General features: G+C 63.4%; 19 protein-coding genes. 8 read left to right on the top strand and 11 right to left on the bottom strand.

From position 1 onward, the window contains the following. Positions 1-13: 13 nt before the first annotated feature. From HSS18214_RS0109880 to HSS18214_RS18050, 4 genes are read left to right on the top strand one after another with little or no spacing between them, the layout of a single operon-like run. Positions 14-370 (top strand): response regulator, encoded by a 357-nt coding sequence (locus HSS18214_RS0109880; protein WP_016915139.1) that lies wholly within the window; start codon positions 14-16, stop codon positions 368-370. A gap of 4 nt (positions 371-374) precedes the next feature. Continuing rightward, a complete protein-coding gene (locus tag HSS18214_RS0109885) occupies positions 375-2,054 on the top strand; it encodes a diguanylate cyclase (protein WP_016915140.1) in 1,680 nt (559 codons plus the stop codon). Then, positions 2,026-2,562 carry a chemotaxis protein CheW gene (locus HSS18214_RS0109890; RefSeq protein WP_016915141.1) on the top strand — a complete coding sequence of 179 codons (537 nt, stop codon included), beginning with the start codon at positions 2,026-2,028 and terminating at the stop codon, positions 2,560-2,562. Before HSS18214_RS0109885 ends, HSS18214_RS0109890 begins: the two co-directional genes overlap by 29 nt. 3 nt (positions 2,563-2,565) lie before the next feature. Continuing rightward, positions 2,566-2,964 (top strand): hypothetical protein, encoded by a 399-nt coding sequence (locus HSS18214_RS18050; protein WP_016915142.1) that lies wholly within the window; start codon positions 2,566-2,568, stop codon positions 2,962-2,964. Here the strand turns inward: HSS18214_RS18050 and HSS18214_RS0109900 are convergent. The 11 genes from HSS18214_RS0109900 to HSS18214_RS0109950 form a co-directional block, all read right to left on the bottom strand. Beyond that, complete coding sequence (locus tag HSS18214_RS0109900) at positions 2,947-4,179, bottom strand: molybdopterin molybdotransferase MoeA (protein WP_016915143.1); 1,233 nt, start codon at positions 4,177-4,179, stop codon at positions 2,947-2,949. The genes HSS18214_RS18050 and HSS18214_RS0109900 overlap by 18 nt on opposite strands. Continuing rightward, complete coding sequence (moaB, locus tag HSS18214_RS0109905) at positions 4,172-4,690, bottom strand: molybdenum cofactor biosynthesis protein B (protein ID WP_016915144.1); 519 nt, start codon at positions 4,688-4,690, stop codon at positions 4,172-4,174. The genes HSS18214_RS0109900 and moaB overlap by 8 nt, the downstream gene beginning before the upstream one ends. 5 nt (positions 4,691-4,695) lie before the next feature. Continuing rightward, entirely contained in the window at positions 4,696-5,040 is a 345-nt protein-coding gene (locus tag HSS18214_RS0109910) for a DUF1244 domain-containing protein (RefSeq protein WP_016915145.1), read from the bottom strand. A gap of 100 nt (positions 5,041-5,140) precedes the next feature. After that, a complete protein-coding gene (locus tag HSS18214_RS0109915; protein WP_016915146.1) occupies positions 5,141-6,244 on the bottom strand; it encodes a formate dehydrogenase subunit gamma in 1,104 nt (367 codons plus the stop codon). Between the two features lie 11 nt (positions 6,245-6,255). Beyond that, the gene (gene fdh3B / locus HSS18214_RS0109920; protein WP_016915147.1) at positions 6,256-6,870 is read right to left on the bottom strand and encodes a formate dehydrogenase FDH3 subunit beta; all 615 of its coding nucleotides are present in this window, start codon (positions 6,868-6,870) and stop codon (positions 6,256-6,258) included. Between the two features lie 70 nt (positions 6,871-6,940). Continuing rightward, positions 6,941-9,793 (bottom strand): molybdopterin-dependent oxidoreductase, encoded by a 2,853-nt coding sequence (locus HSS18214_RS0109925; RefSeq protein ID WP_016915148.1) that lies wholly within the window; start codon positions 9,791-9,793, stop codon positions 6,941-6,943. Between the two features lie 23 nt (positions 9,794-9,816). Next, positions 9,817-10,020 (bottom strand): twin-arginine translocation signal domain-containing protein, encoded by a 204-nt coding sequence (locus tag HSS18214_RS0109930; RefSeq protein ID WP_016915149.1) that lies wholly within the window; start codon positions 10,018-10,020, stop codon positions 9,817-9,819. Between the two features lie 70 nt (positions 10,021-10,090). Next, positions 10,091-10,702 (bottom strand): TorD/DmsD family molecular chaperone, encoded by a 612-nt coding sequence (locus HSS18214_RS0109935; RefSeq protein ID WP_016915150.1) that lies wholly within the window; start codon positions 10,700-10,702, stop codon positions 10,091-10,093. Positions 10,703-10,706: 4 nt separating this feature from the next. Next, positions 10,707-12,422, bottom strand: a complete 1,716-nt coding sequence (locus HSS18214_RS0109940) for a 4Fe-4S dicluster domain-containing protein (RefSeq protein ID WP_016915151.1) — start codon at positions 12,420-12,422, stop codon at positions 10,707-10,709. A gap of 198 nt (positions 12,423-12,620) precedes the next feature. Next, the gene (locus HSS18214_RS0109945; protein WP_016915152.1) at positions 12,621-13,235 is read right to left on the bottom strand and encodes a DUF3306 domain-containing protein; all 615 of its coding nucleotides are present in this window, start codon (positions 13,233-13,235) and stop codon (positions 12,621-12,623) included. Between the two features lie 4 nt (positions 13,236-13,239). After that, positions 13,240-13,671, bottom strand: a complete 432-nt coding sequence (locus tag HSS18214_RS0109950) for a DUF3305 domain-containing protein (protein WP_016915153.1) — start codon at positions 13,669-13,671, stop codon at positions 13,240-13,242. Between the two features lie 144 nt (positions 13,672-13,815). Between HSS18214_RS0109950 and HSS18214_RS0109955 the strand changes: the two genes are divergently transcribed. The 4 genes from HSS18214_RS0109955 to moaA are packed head-to-tail and all read left to right on the top strand — an operon-like array spanning position 13,816 to position 17,529. Then, entirely contained in the window at positions 13,816-14,673 is an 858-nt protein-coding gene (locus HSS18214_RS0109955) for a formate dehydrogenase accessory sulfurtransferase FdhD (RefSeq protein WP_016915154.1), read from the top strand. Further along, positions 14,670-15,290 carry a molybdenum cofactor guanylyltransferase MobA gene (gene mobA / locus HSS18214_RS0109960; RefSeq protein WP_016915155.1) on the top strand — a complete coding sequence of 207 codons (621 nt, stop codon included), beginning with the start codon at positions 14,670-14,672 and terminating at the stop codon, positions 15,288-15,290. The genes HSS18214_RS0109955 and mobA overlap by 4 nt, the downstream gene beginning before the upstream one ends. Next, on the top strand, positions 15,287-16,540 hold the full coding sequence (gene moeA, locus HSS18214_RS0109965; protein WP_016915156.1) for a molybdopterin molybdotransferase MoeA: 1,254 nt from the start codon (positions 15,287-15,289) through the stop codon (positions 16,538-16,540). Before mobA ends, moeA begins: the two co-directional genes overlap by 4 nt. Continuing rightward, positions 16,537-17,529: a GTP 3',8-cyclase MoaA gene (gene moaA, locus HSS18214_RS0109970; RefSeq protein ID WP_016915157.1), complete on the top strand. Its 993-nt coding sequence runs from the start codon at positions 16,537-16,539 to the stop codon at positions 17,527-17,529. Before moeA ends, moaA begins: the two co-directional genes overlap by 4 nt. The last annotated feature ends 2 nt before the right edge of the window (positions 17,530-17,531 follow it).

A 17,531-nucleotide genomic window follows, 5' to 3' on the forward strand; every position in this document is an offset into this window, starting at 1 on the left:
ATAGAGAATGATCATGCGAATACTGGTCGTAGACGACGACCCACTAGCTGGGGAAATGACCGCTGCGCTGCTGGAGTTTCAAGGCCATGAGACGGTACTGGCCGAGGACGCCATGGAGGCCATGCGCCAGCTGGAAGCGCACAAGGATGTCGCGCTGATCGTTAGCGACATGCACATGCCGCTGGTGAGCGGCGTCGAGTTACTGGAAATGCTCCGCGAGCAGCAGGTGCACCTGCCGTTCATCCTGCTCACCGGCGACACGCCAACAGCGGCCTTGATGCAGACACCCGGCCTGAGCGCCTGTCTGCAAAAAGATGCCGAGCTAGACACGACGCTGGGGCAGGCCGTTGCCCAGGCCTTCAACAGGTAGCCCGATGTCCTCATCGCTGCACGACAAGCTGAGCCAGCTGCGCCAACGGTTCATTAGCCAATTACCAGGCCGCCTCCAGCAAACTGAGGAGCAGTGGCAAAAGAGCCGCTCCTCCGCCGAGGAAGAAGCAAAGCTGGCCCCGGAGCTGCACCGCTTTTTTCATAGCCTGAAAGGGACGGGGCGCTCGTTGGGGTTCGAGCGCATTGCGCTGCTGGCCGACCAGGGCGAGGCCGCGCTCAGCGAGGCATCATTGCAGGAAGCGCTGATCGTCCAGATACTCGCACAGCTGGCCGAAGAGCAGCAGCGTCTGCAATCACTGGCGGGGCAGCAGAAAGCCCTGGCAGCGCATCAAAGCGTGGAGTTCTCTCCGACACCTGAACAAACCCGCAGCAAGCGCCAGCGGCTGATTTACCTTTGCGATGACGAACCCGACCAGGTCAGCCAACTGCTGCACCATTTGCGCTGCTTCGGGCACGAAGTAGTGCACTTCGACACCACCGATGCCTTTTTCAACGCCGTCATCACGCGCCGTCCGGATGCCATCATCATGGACGTGCAGTTCCCTCAGGGGCAAACCGCAGGTACCGAAACGCTCACCAGCTTGAACAAGCTCACCGGCGAACGGTTACCCTCCATCGTACTGTCGGCTCACGGCGATTTTCTATCGCGTCTGAGCGCCGTGCGCGCAGGCTGCAATGGCTATTTCACCAAGCCCGTGAAACCCCTTGACCTGATGCTGGCCGTGGATGAGCTGACCACCCCTGTCGAAGACGAGCCGCTACGTGTCATGGTGGTCGATGACGAGCCGGAAGTGGCCGCTTACCATGCGCTACTGCTGGAAGAGGCGGGCATGGTGGTGCAACAGGTGAACCACCCCGCCGACGCACTGAGCGCGCTTGAACGTTTCAGCCCTGATCTGCTGCTGGTGGATGTCTACATGCCGGTGTGCTCCGGTGAAGAGCTGGCCAACATCATCCGCCAGCAGCCCGAGTACGTCGGCCTGCCGATCATCTATCTATCCAGCGAGACCGATAGCCAGAAACAGCTGTCTGCCATGACCGCAGGTGTCGAGGCGTTCATCACCAAACCCGTGGTACCCGATGAGCTGGTCTCGGCGGTAAAGCTGCGCGCCGAGCGGCTGCGACTGCTGCGCTCGCTGATGACCCGGGACAGCATGACCGGCCTCTACAACCACAGCACCACCACTGAAATGATCAGCAAGACACTGGCCCAGGCTTACCGGGACAAGACCCGGCATGCCATGGCGATGATCGACATCGACCACTTCAAGGCGGTCAACGATACCCACGGTCACCTGGCAGGGGATCAGGTCATCATCACCCTGGCACGGCTGCTGAAAACACGCTTACGCATGTCGGATATCATTGGTCGCTATGGCGGTGAGGAGTTCGTGGTGCTGCTCAAGGGAATCGACGACCAGCGGGCAGGCGAGCTGATCGACGAGCTGCGGCGTGACTTCGAACAGGTGGACTTTCACGCGGGTGGCGAACGCTTCCGCTGCACTTTCAGCGTCGGGATCAGCAGTTTCCCTGAACATCCCTCTACCGAATCGCTACGCCTCAGCGCCGATCAGGCGCTCTATCGTGCCAAGCACCAGGGGCGCAACCAGGTGGTCATCAGCACGGAGCAGGATCATGGCGGATTCGCGCCCCGCGGGGCATGAGGCAACAAACCTATCCCTTGAGGATGCCATCCGCGAGGACGATGGCCACATCGTCGATGTGGAGGAGCCCTGCCAGCAGGTGGTGCTGTTCACGCTGTCCGGCCAACCCTATGCGCTACCAGGCACGGCCGTGACGGAAATCCTCAAAGGCGATACGCCGGTCTATTTCGTGCCTGGCCTGCCCTCCTCGACCGAAGGCGTCATCCATCTGCGCGGCACCATCGAGTCGCTGATTCGGCTACAGCCGCTGTTGGGGCTGACCGAGAGCCACGCCGACGGCATGCTGCTGATGGTGCGCAGCGCCGGGATACGTACGGCCGTGCGTATCGACCAGTTGAACGACGTGTGCGACTTACCCCTCAGCGCCTTCAAAGCGCCCCCCGAAACGCTGCCTGACGCACTGCGCCCTTTCGTCAGCGCGCTTTGGCAGCCCGAAGAGGCCCGTGTGGCCACGGCCCTGCTTGACCCCGATGCCCTGCTGAAAGCCTACCAGCAGGGGCTGGGCTGAGCCGTGAACAGCGAGCAAACAGGCCACGATGGCACTCGAACCGTGACCTGCGTGGTCTTTCAGGCAGGCGGTTATCAGGTGGCCATCGACGCGCGCTACGTTCAGCGCATCGATAGCCACTGTTGCCAGCCGCGCCACGCCAGTGTCGACACGCTACTCTTTGATCGCCCCGGCGACTCCAGCCGCTGGCTAACCCTGCGCGACGCCGAAGGCTCGTGGCAGCTGGGCATTGGTTCGGAGAGTCGGCTGGCACGCCTGCCGGTCGCCCAGCTGCATTCGCTGCCTCCCCTGATCGCCGCCCGCTCGGGCATGCCCGCGCTGTGCGGGCTGATGCTGGAACAGCAGCGGCTGACCTTGCTGCTGGATGGCCAACGGCTGTCGCCGTCAGTGCTCCAGCCATAGGCAGCGCACGGCGTCCCCTGGGGCTATCTGCTGGTGAGCATCGATGACGGCCAGCGCATCGGCCTCGATACACGAAGAGAGCACCGCCGAGTTCTGGTCTTCAAACGCCACCGCGTAGATTCCCTGAGCGCTAAAGCGCAGCGCCACGCGCATGTAGTGTTGCCGTGGCCCCGTCTCGGTGGTGAACTGCGCCTTCGCGGTGATCTCTGGCAGTGACGCAAGCGCAGGGCGGCCCAACAACGCTCCCATCAGCGGGCGTAAAAAGAGCCAGGCGCCAACGAATCCGGACACCGGATTGCCTGGCAGGCCGACAAAGCGCGCCTCGCCCCCTGCCTCAGCCGGCAGGCGTCCCAGCGCCAGCGGCTTACCGGGGCGAATGGCCAGCTTCCACATATCCAGCTGCCCCAACGACTCCAGCGCAGCCTTGACGTGGTCCTCTTCCCCCACGCTGACACCACCGGTGCTGACCACCACGTCGGCCACGGCCGCCGCCTGTTCGAGAATCTCGACGGTGCGGGCATAGTCGTCGGGAACGCTGACCCGCTGTACGACCTCAGCACCAAAGCGCTCCAGCAAACGCGTCAGCATCGGGCGATTGGAGTTATAGAGCTGGCCAGGCTGCAAGGGCATGCCTGGGTCGACGATCTCGTCGCCGGTGGAGAGCAGCGCCACCCGGGGCCGACGGCGCACGCTGACCTCGGTCACTCCTTGCCCCGCCAGGTGCCCCAGTGCAGCCGCTTCCAGGCGCTGCCCCGCCTTGAGCAGCACGTCTCCACGCTGCACGTCACGCCCCTTGAGCCTGACGTTGTCACCCGCGGGTACGTCATGGGGAATCACCGCGTGGCCGTCGTCCAGGGTGACGCGCTCCTGCATGACCACGCAATCCGCGCCCGCCGGAATCTGGCCCCCGGTAAAGATCCGCGCGCAGCTGCCTTCTGCCAGCGGTTGGGCCAGGCTTCCGGCAGCAATCCGCTGACTGACCGGCAGCCGCTTGCCCGCGTCGCTGGCGCGCAGCGCATAACCATCCATGGCACTGTTATCGAAGGGCGGCACGTCCAGCGTTGCCATCACCGGCTCAGCCAGCACCCGACCCGCCGCCTCTTCAAGCGGCACCTGCTCGGCTGGCAGCGGCACAAGCCCTGCCAGCAGCGCATCGAGAACGGCGCTGATAGGCTGCAGTGGCGGTGGCTGATGTTGTGCGCGTTGCTCAGCCATGCTGCCCCCGGCCGGGAATGACCAGGTTGGCAAAGTTGCAGGGTTTGTGGCGGCTATCCAGCTGCTCGGCCAGAATGCCGTCCCACCCGGTGCGGCAGGCACCGGTGGAGCCCGGCAGGCAAAACACCACCGTGGCGTTGGCAAAACCACCCAGGGCGCGGCTTTGAATGGTGGAGCTGCCGATTTCGTCGCCACTCAGCTGGCGAAAGCGCTCGCCGAACCCCTCGATGCGCTTGTCCAACAGCACCGAGACCGCCTCTGGAGTGGAGTCACGGCCGGTGAAACCGGTACCGCCGGTGGTCAGCACCACCTGCACGCCGGGGTCGGCAATCCACTGGGCCACCACGGCACGAATCTGGTACACGTCGTCCGGCACGATACGCTTGTCGGCCAGCCGGTGCCCCGCTTCGGTCAGCCGCTGAACCAGCGACTGACCCGAGCGGTCGGTCTCTTCGGTGCGGGTGTCCGAGACGGTGAGCACCGCAATATTCAGGGCTTCCATGGCATCCATTGGCGCTACTCCTTGGGCTCGTTCTGTGAAGGGGCTTTCTTGCGCGCCTGGCGAGCCTCGAGTGCCGCCAACTGCTCCGGGGTGGCCTCGCCCTGGTGGTTGGCTTTCCATTCGCTGTAGGGCATGCCATAGACATACTCCCGGGCAGCGTCCATTTCCAGAGGCGTGCCGCGCTCATCGGCTGCGCTGACCAGCCACTTGGAGAGACAGTTACGGCAGAAGTCCGCCAGAATCATCAGGTCGATGTTCTGCACGTCCTTGTTGTCATCCAGGTGCTTAAGCAAGCGACGAAATGCAGCGGCTTCCAGCTCCGTGCGGGTCGCGGTATCCAGTTCATCGAACGTAGCCATGCGGGTTCCTCTTTCAAGACAGGGTTGATATGCAGCATAACAAAAGACACCGCCCGAGGGCGGTGTCAGCGACGATCTTGCGTCATCCTATGGTGGTGCGTCAGCCCGGTTTCGTAGAGGGCTCGCTGCTGTCGCCCGCTTTCTGAGCAGCCACCTCTTCCTCGCTCAGCGACTGCCCCTTGACCTCTTCGTACCACAGGTTGTGGTGCTCCTTGGCCCAGGTTTCGTCTACGTAGCCGGTGGTCATGCCTTCCAGCGACCCTTCGGTCCCTACCGTACCGATGTAGATGTGCCCCAGCGCCACGGCGGTCAAGCCCAGCGCGCCCACGGCATGGATGATGTTGGCCCACTGCATGGTATCGCGGCTCTGCCCGTAGTTCGGGAAGTCGAGTACGAAGCCACTGGCCACCACCAACAGCCCTGCGGTAGCCAGCAGCCAGTACCAGACTTTTTCACCGCCGTTGGCAAAGCCTGCATCCGGGTGGCCTTTACCGACCAGGCCGCCGCCCTGCTTGAACCACTGCAGGTCATGCTTCTTGGGGATATTGTCCTTCAGCAGCTTGACCAGCAGCACGATCAGCAGGATGCCGAACAGTGGCCCCAGATAGTTGTGGAGCACCTTGGAGGCCGCAATCATCCAGGCCCATACCGCGTCGCCAAACAGCGAGCGGAAGACGAACTTGCCATACAGCAGGTTGAGACCGGTCAGCGCCAAGGTGATGAACAGCGTCGCCACCGTCCAGTGCAGCGCGCGCATGAACAGTGGCCAGCGCAGCAGCTTGCGCCCGGTACGTGGCTCATCCAGGTGCTTGCGGCCAATCACCAGATAGAACAGCGTGATCACGCTGGCCATGCCCAAAATGGCAATCAAACCAAACGGCGAGACCCAGCGATTGCGCAGGATCCGCCACGTTTCACCGCTGGCGTTGATCAGGTTGTAGTTGCTGTCGTGACGCGAATCACGATAGTTCGGGCCGGTTTCACCGCTGCGCACCTGGCGCCACTGCTCGGCCGTAATGCCCGGAGCCGCCGTGGTCATCTCCCGTTGCGGGTCTGCCTGGGCCACGGCCAGCTGGCTCACGCCGAGACTGGCCATCAGCAGTAGCAGCATCAGGCACAGGTGCCAGACACGCTTCAGCCCGCGGGCGGCATGCCCGTTGGTCGATGCAGGCATTTCAACGGTGGTCATGGTCATTGTGGTCATGACACGCCTCCTTAGCCTTTACGGGCAGCATCGTAGGCAAGGTTGTCGGTGCTGGCCTGGGGATTGTTCGACCACGCTCCATCCGGGTGGCCACGATGGACGACACGCTGACGGAAGATGTCGGCAACGTCCTGCGCATCACCTGCCAGCAGCGCTTTGGTCGAGCACATCTCGGCGCACAGCGGCAGCTTGCCTTCGGCAATACGGTTGGAACCGTACTTCTGGTACTCCTCTTCCTTGCTTTCTGCCGGGCCGCCTGCGCAGAAGGTGCACTTGTCCATCTTGCCGCGCTCGCCAAAGGCGTTCTGCTTGGGGAACTGGGGTGCGCCGAAGGGGCAGGCATACAGGCAGTAGCCGCAGCCGATGCACAGGTCCTTGTCGTGCAGCACGATACCGTCGTCGGTCTTGTAGAAGCAGTCGGTGGGACAGACAGCCATACAAGGGGCGTCGTCACAGTGCATGCAGGCCACCGAAATCGACATTTCGCTGGCTTCACCGTCGTTCAGCGTGACCACGCGGCGGCGCTGAATGCCCCACTCGACGTCGTTGGCATTTTTACAGGCGGTGACGCAGCCGTTGCATTCGATGCAGCGCTCGGCATCACACATGAATTTCATTTGAGCCATGGTGTTCTCCTCTTGCCGATGCGGACGTTGCCGCATCGGCCTGCTGTCTGGTCGGGTCGCGCGTGATCGTTCAAGCGCGCTCAATACGACAAATGGTGCACTTGGTCTCTTGCATCAGTGTCACCGGGTCGTAGCCGTAAGTGGTCGCCGTGTTGGCTGCCTCGCCCTGAACATAGGGTGCCGTGCCTTCCGGGTAGCGATCATGCAGGTTCTCGCCCTGGAAGATGCCGCCAAAGTGGAACGGCATGAAGGCCACCTTGCGATCCACCCTGGGCGTGACCAGAGCTTTCACCTTGACGCGGCCGCCCTCGGCGCCTTCGACCCAGACATCGTCACCGTCACGTACGCCGATATCGTTGGCATCGGCAGGGTTCATCTCGACGAACATTTCCTGCTGCAGCTCCGCCAGCCAGGACATCGAGCGGGTTTCTTCACCCCCGCCTTCGTACTCGACCAGTCGGCCAGACGTCAGAATGATCGGGTAGTCCGCGCTGTTGTCACGCTCCTGAATGGTCTTGTAGAGCGTGGGCAGACGCATGATGGAGTCGAAATCGTCCCAGGTGGGATACCGCTCGACCAGATCACGCCGCGTGGTGTAGAGCGGCTCGCGGTGCTTGGGCACGGCATCCGGGAACGTCCACACAACAGCACGGGCCTTGGCATTACCGTAAGGCGCACAGCCGTGTTCGATGGCCACTCGCTGAATACCGCCGGAGAAGTCGGTTTTCCAGTTTTTACCTTCAGCAGCCTCTTTCTCTTCGGCCGTCAGGTCATCCCACCAGCCCAGGTCTTTCAGCAGCTGGTCGTTGAACTCCGGATAACCGTCATCGATATCGCCGCCCACCGGGGCTGAGCCTTCGGCCAGCAGATTGACACCGTCGCGCTCGATACCAAAGCGGGCGCGGAAGCCCATGCCGCCTTCCATCACGGGCACGCTGGTATCGTAGAGGTTCGGGGAGCCCGGGTGACGGAACTCCGGGGTGCCCCAGCAGGGCCACGGCAAACCGTAGTAGTCGCCATCCGAGGGGCCACCCTGAGCACGCAGATTTTCAAAGCTGAAGGTGTGCCAGTTTTGCTGGTGCTCTTTCAGGCGCTCCGGGCTTTGGCCGGTGTAACCCACCGTCCACATGCCGCGATTGATTTCGCGCAGCACGTCTTCGATCACCGGACGATTACCTTCCATGGCGTAGTTCTTGACGAACTCGTTGCCAAAACCCAGCTTGTTGGCAAACAGGGTCATGATCTCATGGTCGGGCTTGGACTCGAACAGCGGCTCGATGACCTGATCACGCCACTGGATCGAGCGATTGGTGGCGGTGACGCTACCGGTGGTTTCGAACTGGGTGGCGGCAGGCAGCAGGTAGACGCCGTCGGTGCGGTCGTGCATGACGGCCGCGACGGTGGGATACGGGTCGACGATGACCATCATCTCGAGCTTCTGCATGGCCTTTTGCATTTCAACGCCGCGGGTTTGCGAGTTGACCGCGTGGCCCCAGTAGAACATCGCTTTCAGCGCCGTACGCTGGGAGATGTTGTCGTCCTCTTCCAGCACGCCATCGACCCAGCGCGATACGGTGATACCGTTGGTGTACATGGGCTTGCCGTCGGCATACTCGGTGTCGTCGAAGCGACCTTTCAGCCAGTCGTACTCCACGTCCCACACCTTGGCCCAGTGCTGCCAGGCGCCTTCGGCCAGGCCGTAATAGCCAGGCAGCGAGTCGCAGCCCAGGCCCAGGTCAGTGGCACCCTGTACGTTGTCGTGACCACGCAGGATGTTGGCACCACCGCCCGACTTGCCGATGTTGCCCAGTGCCAGCTCCAAGATGCAGTAGGCGCGGGTGTTGTTATTGCCGGTGGTGTGCTGAGTACCGCCCATACACCAGATCACACAGCCCGGACGGTTGTCGGAAAGCCGCTTGGCCACCTCGAACATGTCGGCTTCCGAGACGCCGGTGATGTCTTCCACGACGCTGGGCGGGAACTGGGCGACTTCGGCACGCACTTCATCCATGCCGTAGACGCGCTGGTTGATGTATTCGCGGTCTTCCCAGCCGTTTTCGAAAATGTGCCACAACAGGCCCCAGATGTAGGCCACATCGGAGCCAGGGCGGATGCGCACGTACTTGTTGGCCTTGGCGGCCGTACGCGTGAAGCGCGGATCGGCAACGATGATGTCGCAGCTGTTGCGCTCCTTGGCAATCAGGATGTGCTGCATCGCCACCGGGTGGGCTTCACTGGGGTTGGAGCCGATGAACAGCATGGAGCGGCTGTTGTGCATATCGTTGAGCGAGTTGGTCATCGCCCCGTAGCCCCAGGTATTGGCCACACCCGCTACCGTGGTGGAGTGGCAGATACGCGCCTGGTGATCGGTGTTGTTGGTGCCCCACATGGAGGCGAGCTTGCGCATCAGATACGCCTGCTCGTTGCTGAACTTGGCCGAGCCCAGCCAGTAGACGCTATCGGGGCCATAGGCGTCCCGCAGTTCCAGCAGCTTGTCGCCGATCTCATTGACGGCGTCGTCCCAGCTCAGGCGCTGCCATTCACCCGCGACCAGCTTCATCGGGTACTTCAGGCGACGCGTGGAGTGGCCGTGCTGGCGCAGAGAGGCGCCTTTCGCACAGTGGGCGCCACGGTTGATCGGGTGGTCGAAGGCTGGCTCCTGCTTGGTCCAGATGCCCTCCTGCACTTCTGCATACACGCCACACCCCACTGAACAGTGGGAGCAGATGGTGCGCTTGGTTTCGACGGGGGAGTCGAGCACCGGGGTCTTGTTCGCCGCTTCGGTGCGCTGCATCATCGGCGCGCCCATGAAACCAACCGCCGCAACACCGGCCGTACCCGCGCCGGTACGCTTGAGGAATTGGCGACGAGAGATACCCAGCCCAGACGCGGCCGGAGCTTGAGTTTTACGAGTTAAGCGCATGGCAAATCTCCTGATGGTCGCCGTCAGTCACGCAGCGAGGCGTAGTAGGCACGAACGTGATCCGTCTCGCGGTAATTCACCGACTGGGCTTCACGCTGGCTGGGCGTCTTGTCGCTCGCCTGTACGAGGGTAACGTGACCGACCGCCGCTGCCGCACCTGCTGCTGCGGTGCCCAGGCCAACGGTCTTCATGAACCGACGCCGTTCAGGGTTATGTGACGTGTGCATAGGGTTCTCCACTGTCATGCTTGTTATGCTTGGGCCGCTGGCCCGGCTATTCACTGACCGCGAACCAGGGTCAGGTCACGAGTCGTACTGGCTGATGGGCGGCTCGGTCGCTGATACGCGCCTGCTCGCTCTCCATGAAGGCACTGCCTAGCGCGCCCAGCGCGGCATAGAAGGCAGCCTCCACGTCAGCCACATCGTCGAAGCAGCGCTTTGCCCAGGGGGCCAAGTGCTGCTGAAAAAAAGCTACCTGCTCATCTGCCTGAGCTTCTACCAGCATGCCCATGACTTCACACACGGCGGCAAGGTGATCCTCGGGCTCATGGGTGCGTTCACTGCGCTCGAAGCCCAGCTCCCTCAGGTCACGGCGCAGCGCCACCAGCGCGGCTTCCATGAGCTCACCCTGCTGATACCAGGAGGCATAGGGCACGATATCGCCCTGAATGACGCCCACCAGATGGCGAAAGTGGGCGCGCTGCAGTCGCTCGGGGTCGGCCTGGGCGGCTGCCTTGGCAAGGCCAGCCCAGCATTCGGCCAGCCGCGTGCCGTCCTGTTCTACCTCCAGCTCGGCCAGCCAGGCCAGGAGCTCGACGTCGGGCGACTGGCGCAACAGCCGTGCCAGCAGCTGGTAGATATCCCCGCGCAGCGCGTCGACCTCGCTGAGCATCGCCTCGGTTTCACTCATGGCGTTACACCTTCAACTGCGCGTCAGGGTCGCGCATCATGGTTTTCCAGACGTCTTTCACGCGGCAGTCCTCACACATTTCCAGACGCGCCAGCGCATCGCCGGCAAAATAGGGGTGATTGGCCAGCTTGGTTTTCATGGCGGCCACCGTGCTGACCGTCGCGAACGGTTTGCCACAGCCGATACACTCAAAGGCAGGCTCTTCATGGCACACGTGGCGCGTTTCACGGGCAGGCGCGGCCAGAAAACCAGGCACCAGCGTGATGGCATTTTCCGGGCACGCCTGTTCACACAGGCCACACTGCACGCAGTCGGCTTCCAGGAAGCTGAGCACCGGTGTATCGCCGCCTGCCTGCAACGCGGGTGTCGGGCAGTTGCTGACGCAGGCATAGCACAACGTACAGGCGCTACTGTCCACGTCGATGCCGCCGAAGGCCGCGCCTTCCGGCAACGCTTGACGCTCACCGCTGGGGGTTCCCAGCGCGGCCAGGCGTGCCAGTACCTGATTCAATCGCGTGCGCTTGTTGGGCTCGCGGAAGCTGACGGCAGTGTCACTCAACGGCAGCAGGCTGGGCAGAGCATCGCGCGCGTCAGTGGCGTTGGCCGCCACCAGTTGGATACGTTCGACGGCGTGGCCAAGCGCTGCCAGCAACCCCTGGGCCAGCGCCACCTGATGATTCAGAAAGGCGCTCAAACGGGGCGGCATGCCCTCGTGAAGCTGAATACGTACTTCAGAGGCGCCGCTGGCCAAGGCCGTCAGCCACTGGTCGTGGCCAGCCGCGCCCAGCTCTTCCAGCGGCACATCGATGAGATGGCCTGGCGTGACCACGCCCGCCTGGCGCTCTTGCTCCAGAGTATCGTGAGTAACGAAGCGCAGCACGGGCACCTCGCCTCCCGCCTCACGGTAGGCCTCGAGCCACGCTGCCAGCGTATCCTGCTGACGGCGCGTTTCGGGCAGCCTGAACTCGATGGCACCGGTGGGGCAGGCGCTGGTGCAACTACCGACGCCCTGGCACAGAAAGGGATCTATCTCGATGCGGGACTCGATACGCCCCTTGATGCTGGTGATGGCATCCGCCGGGCAGACGTCCAGGCAGCGGGTACACCCGACATTGCCACTGGCCGAATGCGCGCACAGGTCGGTATTGACCTGGAAGTAACGGGGCTTGTCGAACTCGCCTACCAGCTCGACGGCACTCTCCAGCACTTGCTGGCGCTGCTCATCGGCAGCCTCGGGAGCGAGTCGCAAATAGCCAGGCGGCGGCAGTTCCCATGGCATCGCGGGCAGCATGCCGGGGGCCGTCAGGTCCAGCACGACATCGAAGGCGTCACGCTCGACCAGCACTTGTGCCAGATCCAGCGTTTCACCCTGTGAAAACGGCACCTGAAGATGAAACGCGCCCAGGTGCCCGGTGATAGTGAGCTGCGCCAGCTGCTCGGCACTCAAGGGCTGCTCGATGACGGGCTCACTGCCCATCGGCAGCTCGGCGGCGTCGTTCAGGGTCAGTAGCGTCAGCGATGCCAGCCCCTGATGCTGCAGTGCGCGAGCGGCGGCTGTCACGGGTTGAACGGCACCGATCAGCACCACGTGTCCACGACTATGGTAGGTAACGTTGGCGGGGGTCAGATTGACTGGCCAGGAGATACGCCGACGCACCGCTTCACGAGCGGCCGCGTTGCGCTGGTCGTCAATCGACGCCAGTTGGATTCGTTGGTTCATGCACGCTCACGGTCAATGGGTCGTTCTTATTATTTGAATGGTCGTTTTAATGGTCATTTTGACACAAGTGCGGCGTAACGCCACTGTCCTTATGCTTTCAGCGTATGGCGCTATGCCGCCTTTTGCCACTTTCATTGGTCGTATCACTGTCAACGGTGGCCCACCAGACCAACGCTAACCTCATGATAAAAAAGACAACTATCGTTCAGAGCGCTCACGGCGAGCGTGACAAGATAAATCAGACTGGTCGTCTAGGTCGGTTCTTTGTACAAAACTGCCATCGCCGTTGCAAGCCGCCATCTCCTCCGTATGGTCAGCCGACGGGGTGTCCTGGGGCTCTGTACGGGGTTCTGTCCGGGACTCTGCTGCTGGCGTGCTCTCCTCCTGGGGCACCTCGCTGGCCTCTTCCGCTTGGTGAGTCCACCGCCTGAGCTTGCCCGCCAGCTCGCTGGCCATGGGCTTCAACTGCTGCGTGTAGTCGGCATCGTAATCATCCAACCCGTCACGCACGTTGTAGTTGCCGGTGGCCCACAGTCGGCGCAGGGCACGGCGGCGCAGCGCCGAACTGACCCCCGCCGCCATGAAGGCACTGAAGTCGCTGCCAGCGGGCAGGGTATCAGGGTCGGGGAGCGTATCGTCCAGGCTGCCGGGCGCAGGTGCCGGGGGCTCAGCGGGGTCGGCCGGGGCTTCCTGGTGTACGTGCGCGTCAGCCAGCACCGGCGCTTCCTCACTTGCCTGGGCAGGCTCGGGCACCATGACGTCATCGCTCTCGAGACCGCGCTTTTTACGCGACCAACGCTCTAATCGGCTCATCGGGTCACTCCTTGTCGGGCAGCGCCTGAGCGCGGCCTGCCCCTTTGCGTTTTTTCTTGCGCTGCTCCACGGGGGCTTCTCCGTGACGGGCCAGATAGCGTTCGATCCACACCTGAATGGCCAGCGGCATGGGTGCCTCCAGCACCTGCTGTTCGCCATCCAGCCAGCCCGCCGCCACGTCCTGGCTCGCGGTAATGGCATCCGGCCTGGCTGGCTGACCGGTAAAACCAGCGCGCACGAAGAGTCTTGGGGTAGCGGACGTCAGGTTGAAGCGGTAAGCCGCACGTTCGGTCATGGAGAGCTGCAGATGCAGCACGTGGTCACCCTGGTCACCGGGCACCAGCTCGGTGATACGCCACTGGGTCACGGTAAACGCCCCCATGGTCTTTTGCTCGGCCACCAGGGTGGCACTAATGGCACGCAGATTATCACTCATGAGTTGCCCCTTTAGACCTTGAACGGGTAGACAAGTAAGCCTTTTGAGCGCCATCATCGTCAACTCAGACTATTTTACTCAACTATTACGTTAAACGCCGCGCCCATCGGGCGAGGCAGTGACGCGGAGCAGTGAGGATTGCGCATGCCCGCCCTTCAGTTAAGCCGTGCCCGGCTGCCAGCCACCACCACCATTAGCGTGATGGATGCCTACGGAGCAACCTGCCAGCAGGCCATTGCCGCCGAACGCGCCCTGACGGTCTACCTCAACAAGCGTGAAATCGTGACGCTGATGACCTTGGGCGATGACCCCGAAGCGCTGGTGGTTGGCTACCTGCGTAACCAGGGGCTGCTGTACCGGGCAGAAGACCTTATGGTGGTACAGGTGGATTGGAAGGTAGAGGCCGCCGCCGTGGTCACGCGCCATCTGCCCGACGACCTGGAAGCACGCCTGGGGACCCGCACGGTGACCACGGGATGCGGGCAGGGCACGGTATTCGGCAAGCTGCTGGAGCAGACATCGCTCACGGCGCTGCCCGCCACGCCGCTGGCCCAGTCGACCCTCTACCAGCTGCTGACCAACCTGAACCACTATAACGAAACGTATCGTAGCGCAGGGGCCGTGCATGGCTGCGCGCTGTGCCAGCAGGCCCAGGTGCTCGATTTCGTCGAGGACGTGGGGCGGCACAACGCCGTGGATACCCTGGCAGGCCGCCAGTGGTTGAACCAGGCCAACAGCCAGCAGGCCGATCTCTTCTACACCACCGGCAGGCTGACTTCCGAGATGGTGCTGAAAGTGGCACAAATGGGCATCAGCGTGCTGGTCTCACGCTCGGGGGTGACCCAGAAGGGTGTCGAGCTGGCCGAACGCTTCGGCGTGATGCTGATTGCCCGCGCCAAAGGCAAAAGCTTCCAGGCCATCAACGCCGAAGGGCGCTTGACGCTGGATGCCATTCCCCCCAAACCGCCGAGCGCTCGCTCGTCCAGGGAGGCAGGCATATGATCGCGACACACGACCTTACCGGCATGATTCTCGCGGGGGGTGAAGGCCGCCGCATGGGCGGCCGTGACAAGGGCCTCGAGCCCTTCTCAGGCCTGCCGCTGGTGGCACACACCGTCAAGCGCTTCGACGGCCAAGTTCATGAGCTGATGATCAACGCCAACCGCAACGGCGATGCATACGCGCTGTTCGCCGATCGGGTGATCGCCGATGCCGAAGGCGGCTTCAAGGGCCCTTTGATGGGCATTTATAGCGGCCTGCGCGCCGCCCGCACGCCGTGGCTGCTGGTTGCCCCCTGCGACTCCCCCGCGCTGCCCCATGACCTGGTGGCGCGCATGGTGGCAGGCATCGTCACGGAGGATGGCACGCACGATATTGCCGTGGCCTTCGACGGCGAGCGCCTGCACCCCGTGGTGGCGCTGCTGCGCACCTTGCTGGCCGACGACCTGGCCGCCACCCTGGCCGAGGGCGAACGCAAGATCGACCGCTGGTACGCTCGCCACGCCTGGTGCCGCGTGGACATGTCCGACTGCCCTGAGGCGTTCGCCAACCTCAATACCGAAGAGGAAAAAGCCCGCCTGGAACAGGCGCTGGCAACGTCCTCACGGGAGACCCCATGAGCCTGTCGTGTTTCGAGCTGGGCGAGCAGATGCTCAGCGTCGATGCTGCCCGCGAGGCGCTGATGACGCTGGTGGCGTCGCCGGTGGCCACCGAGCAGGTCGCCTTGAGCAGCGCTCATGGCCGTCGGCTGGCAGAGGACATCATTGCGCCCATCGATGTACCGCAAAACACCAACGCCGCCATGGATGGCGTGGCCCTGGCCTGGCCCAAAGCGCCTCCCTACACCACCCATTTCCCCATCGTGGGGGGCGCCTTCGCCGGGCAGGCGTTTGCCGACGAGGTGCCTGCGGGCCAGTGTGTACGCATCACCACCGGTGCGCCGATCCCCCGGGGTACCGATACGGTGATCATGCGTGAACAGCTGATCGACGATGGCGCAAGCGCCACCGTCGATGCGCCCGAACGGGTCACGGCCGGGCAGCACGTGCGCCAGGCCGGGGAAGACATTGCCAAAGGCAGCGTGGCCCTTGCCGCAGGCGCGCGCCTGGACGCCGCTCGCATGGGGCTGGTGGCCTCGCTGGGCCATGCCGTCGTCACGGTGTATCGGCGCCCCCGGGTGGCGATTTTTTCCACCGGTAACGAGGTGACGCCACCAGGCGACCCACTCCCCAGCGCAGGCGTCTACGACACCAACCGATTTACCCTGATGGGCCTGCTCGCCGAGCAGGGGGCCGAGGTGCTGGATCTGGGCATTCTCCCCGACGACCTCGACGCCATCGAAACCGCACTGGCCAGCGCCGCCACCCAGAGCGATCTGGTGATCACCAGCGGTGGGGTTTCCGTGGGCAATGCCGACTACACTCGGGCGGCGCTGGAAAAGCTTGGCCGCCTGGCCTTCTGGCGGGTAGCGCTACGCCCCGGACGGCCCATGGCCTGCGGACAGCTGGGCGCTACACAAACGCCCCTGATCGGCCTGCCGGGCAACCCGGTAGCGGTCATGGTGACATTCCTGCAATTCGTGGTACCGCTGCTGCGGCAGTTGCAGGGCCTGACCCCAGCGCCGCCGCCCCGGCTCAAGGCAATTGCCCAAACCACGTTGAAAAGCCGCTTGCAGCGCACTGACTTCATTCGCGGCGTTTACCACTGCGATGACCAGGGTACGCTGCATGTGCGCAGCACTGGAGCCCAGGGGTCGGGGATTCTGACTTCCATGGTGGCCGCCAACTGCCTGATCGAACTTGGCGATAACCAGGCAGGCGCCCAGCCAGGCGAGGTGGTCTGCATACAACCGATAACGAGCTGGCAATGACCGAACAACTGATCGACGACTTTGGCCGCCGAGTTCGCTACGTGCGGCTATCGGTGACCGACCGCTGCGATTTTCGCTGTGTCTACTGCATGAGCGAAGAGATGACCTTTCTGCCACGCGCCCAGGTGCTCACTCTGGAGGAGCTGGCTCTGGTGGCCCGCGCGTTTACCGAGCTGGGCGTTGAGAAAATCCGCCTGACGGGCGGTGAGCCGCTGGTGCGCAAGGGCATCGAACAGCTGGTGGACGACATCGGCGCGCTGCCGGGGCTGGATGACTTCACCATGACCACCAACGGCGCGAGCCTGCGCAAGCATGCCAGGCGGCTTTACGCGGGCGGCTTGCGTCGGCTCAACATCAGCCTCGACTCACTGCACCCCGAACGCTTCAAGCAGCTGACCCGCACGGGCGAGCTGGCCCGCGTGCTGGACGGCATTCAGGCAGCCAAGGAGGCTGGTTTCACCCGTATCAAGCTCAACGCGGTGATTCTGAAAGGGCGCAACGAAGACGAGGTGCTCGACCTGGTGAGCTTTGCCCGCCGCGAGCAGCTGGACATCAGCTTCATCGAGGAGATGCCGCTGGGGGATGTCTCGGACCACTCACGGGCAGAGACCTTCTACTCCAGCGATGACGTGCAGGCGCTGATCGAAACCCGCTACCCGCTGACCCCCACCACCGAAAGCACGCCGGGGCCCTCGCGCTACTTCAGGATGGCCGACAGCGACAGCCGCGTGGGGTTTATTTCCCCCCACAGCCATAACTTCTGCGACAGCTGCAACCGCGTACGCGTCACCGTGGAGGGCCGGCTGCTGCTGTGCCTGGGCAATGAACACTCGGTGGACCTGCGCGCGGTGCTGCGCCGTTACCCCGGCGAGATCGCGCCGCTCAAGCAGGCCATCATCGACGCACTGCCATTGAAGCCCGAGCGCCACCACTTCACCACCGATGGCGATGTGCAGGTGGTGCGCTTCATGAACATGACCGGAGGGTGAGC

The organism is Vreelandella stevensii S18214 (assembly GCF_000275725.1).
In the GTDB taxonomy this organism is placed as follows: Bacteria; Pseudomonadota; Gammaproteobacteria; order Pseudomonadales; family Halomonadaceae; genus Vreelandella; species Vreelandella stevensii.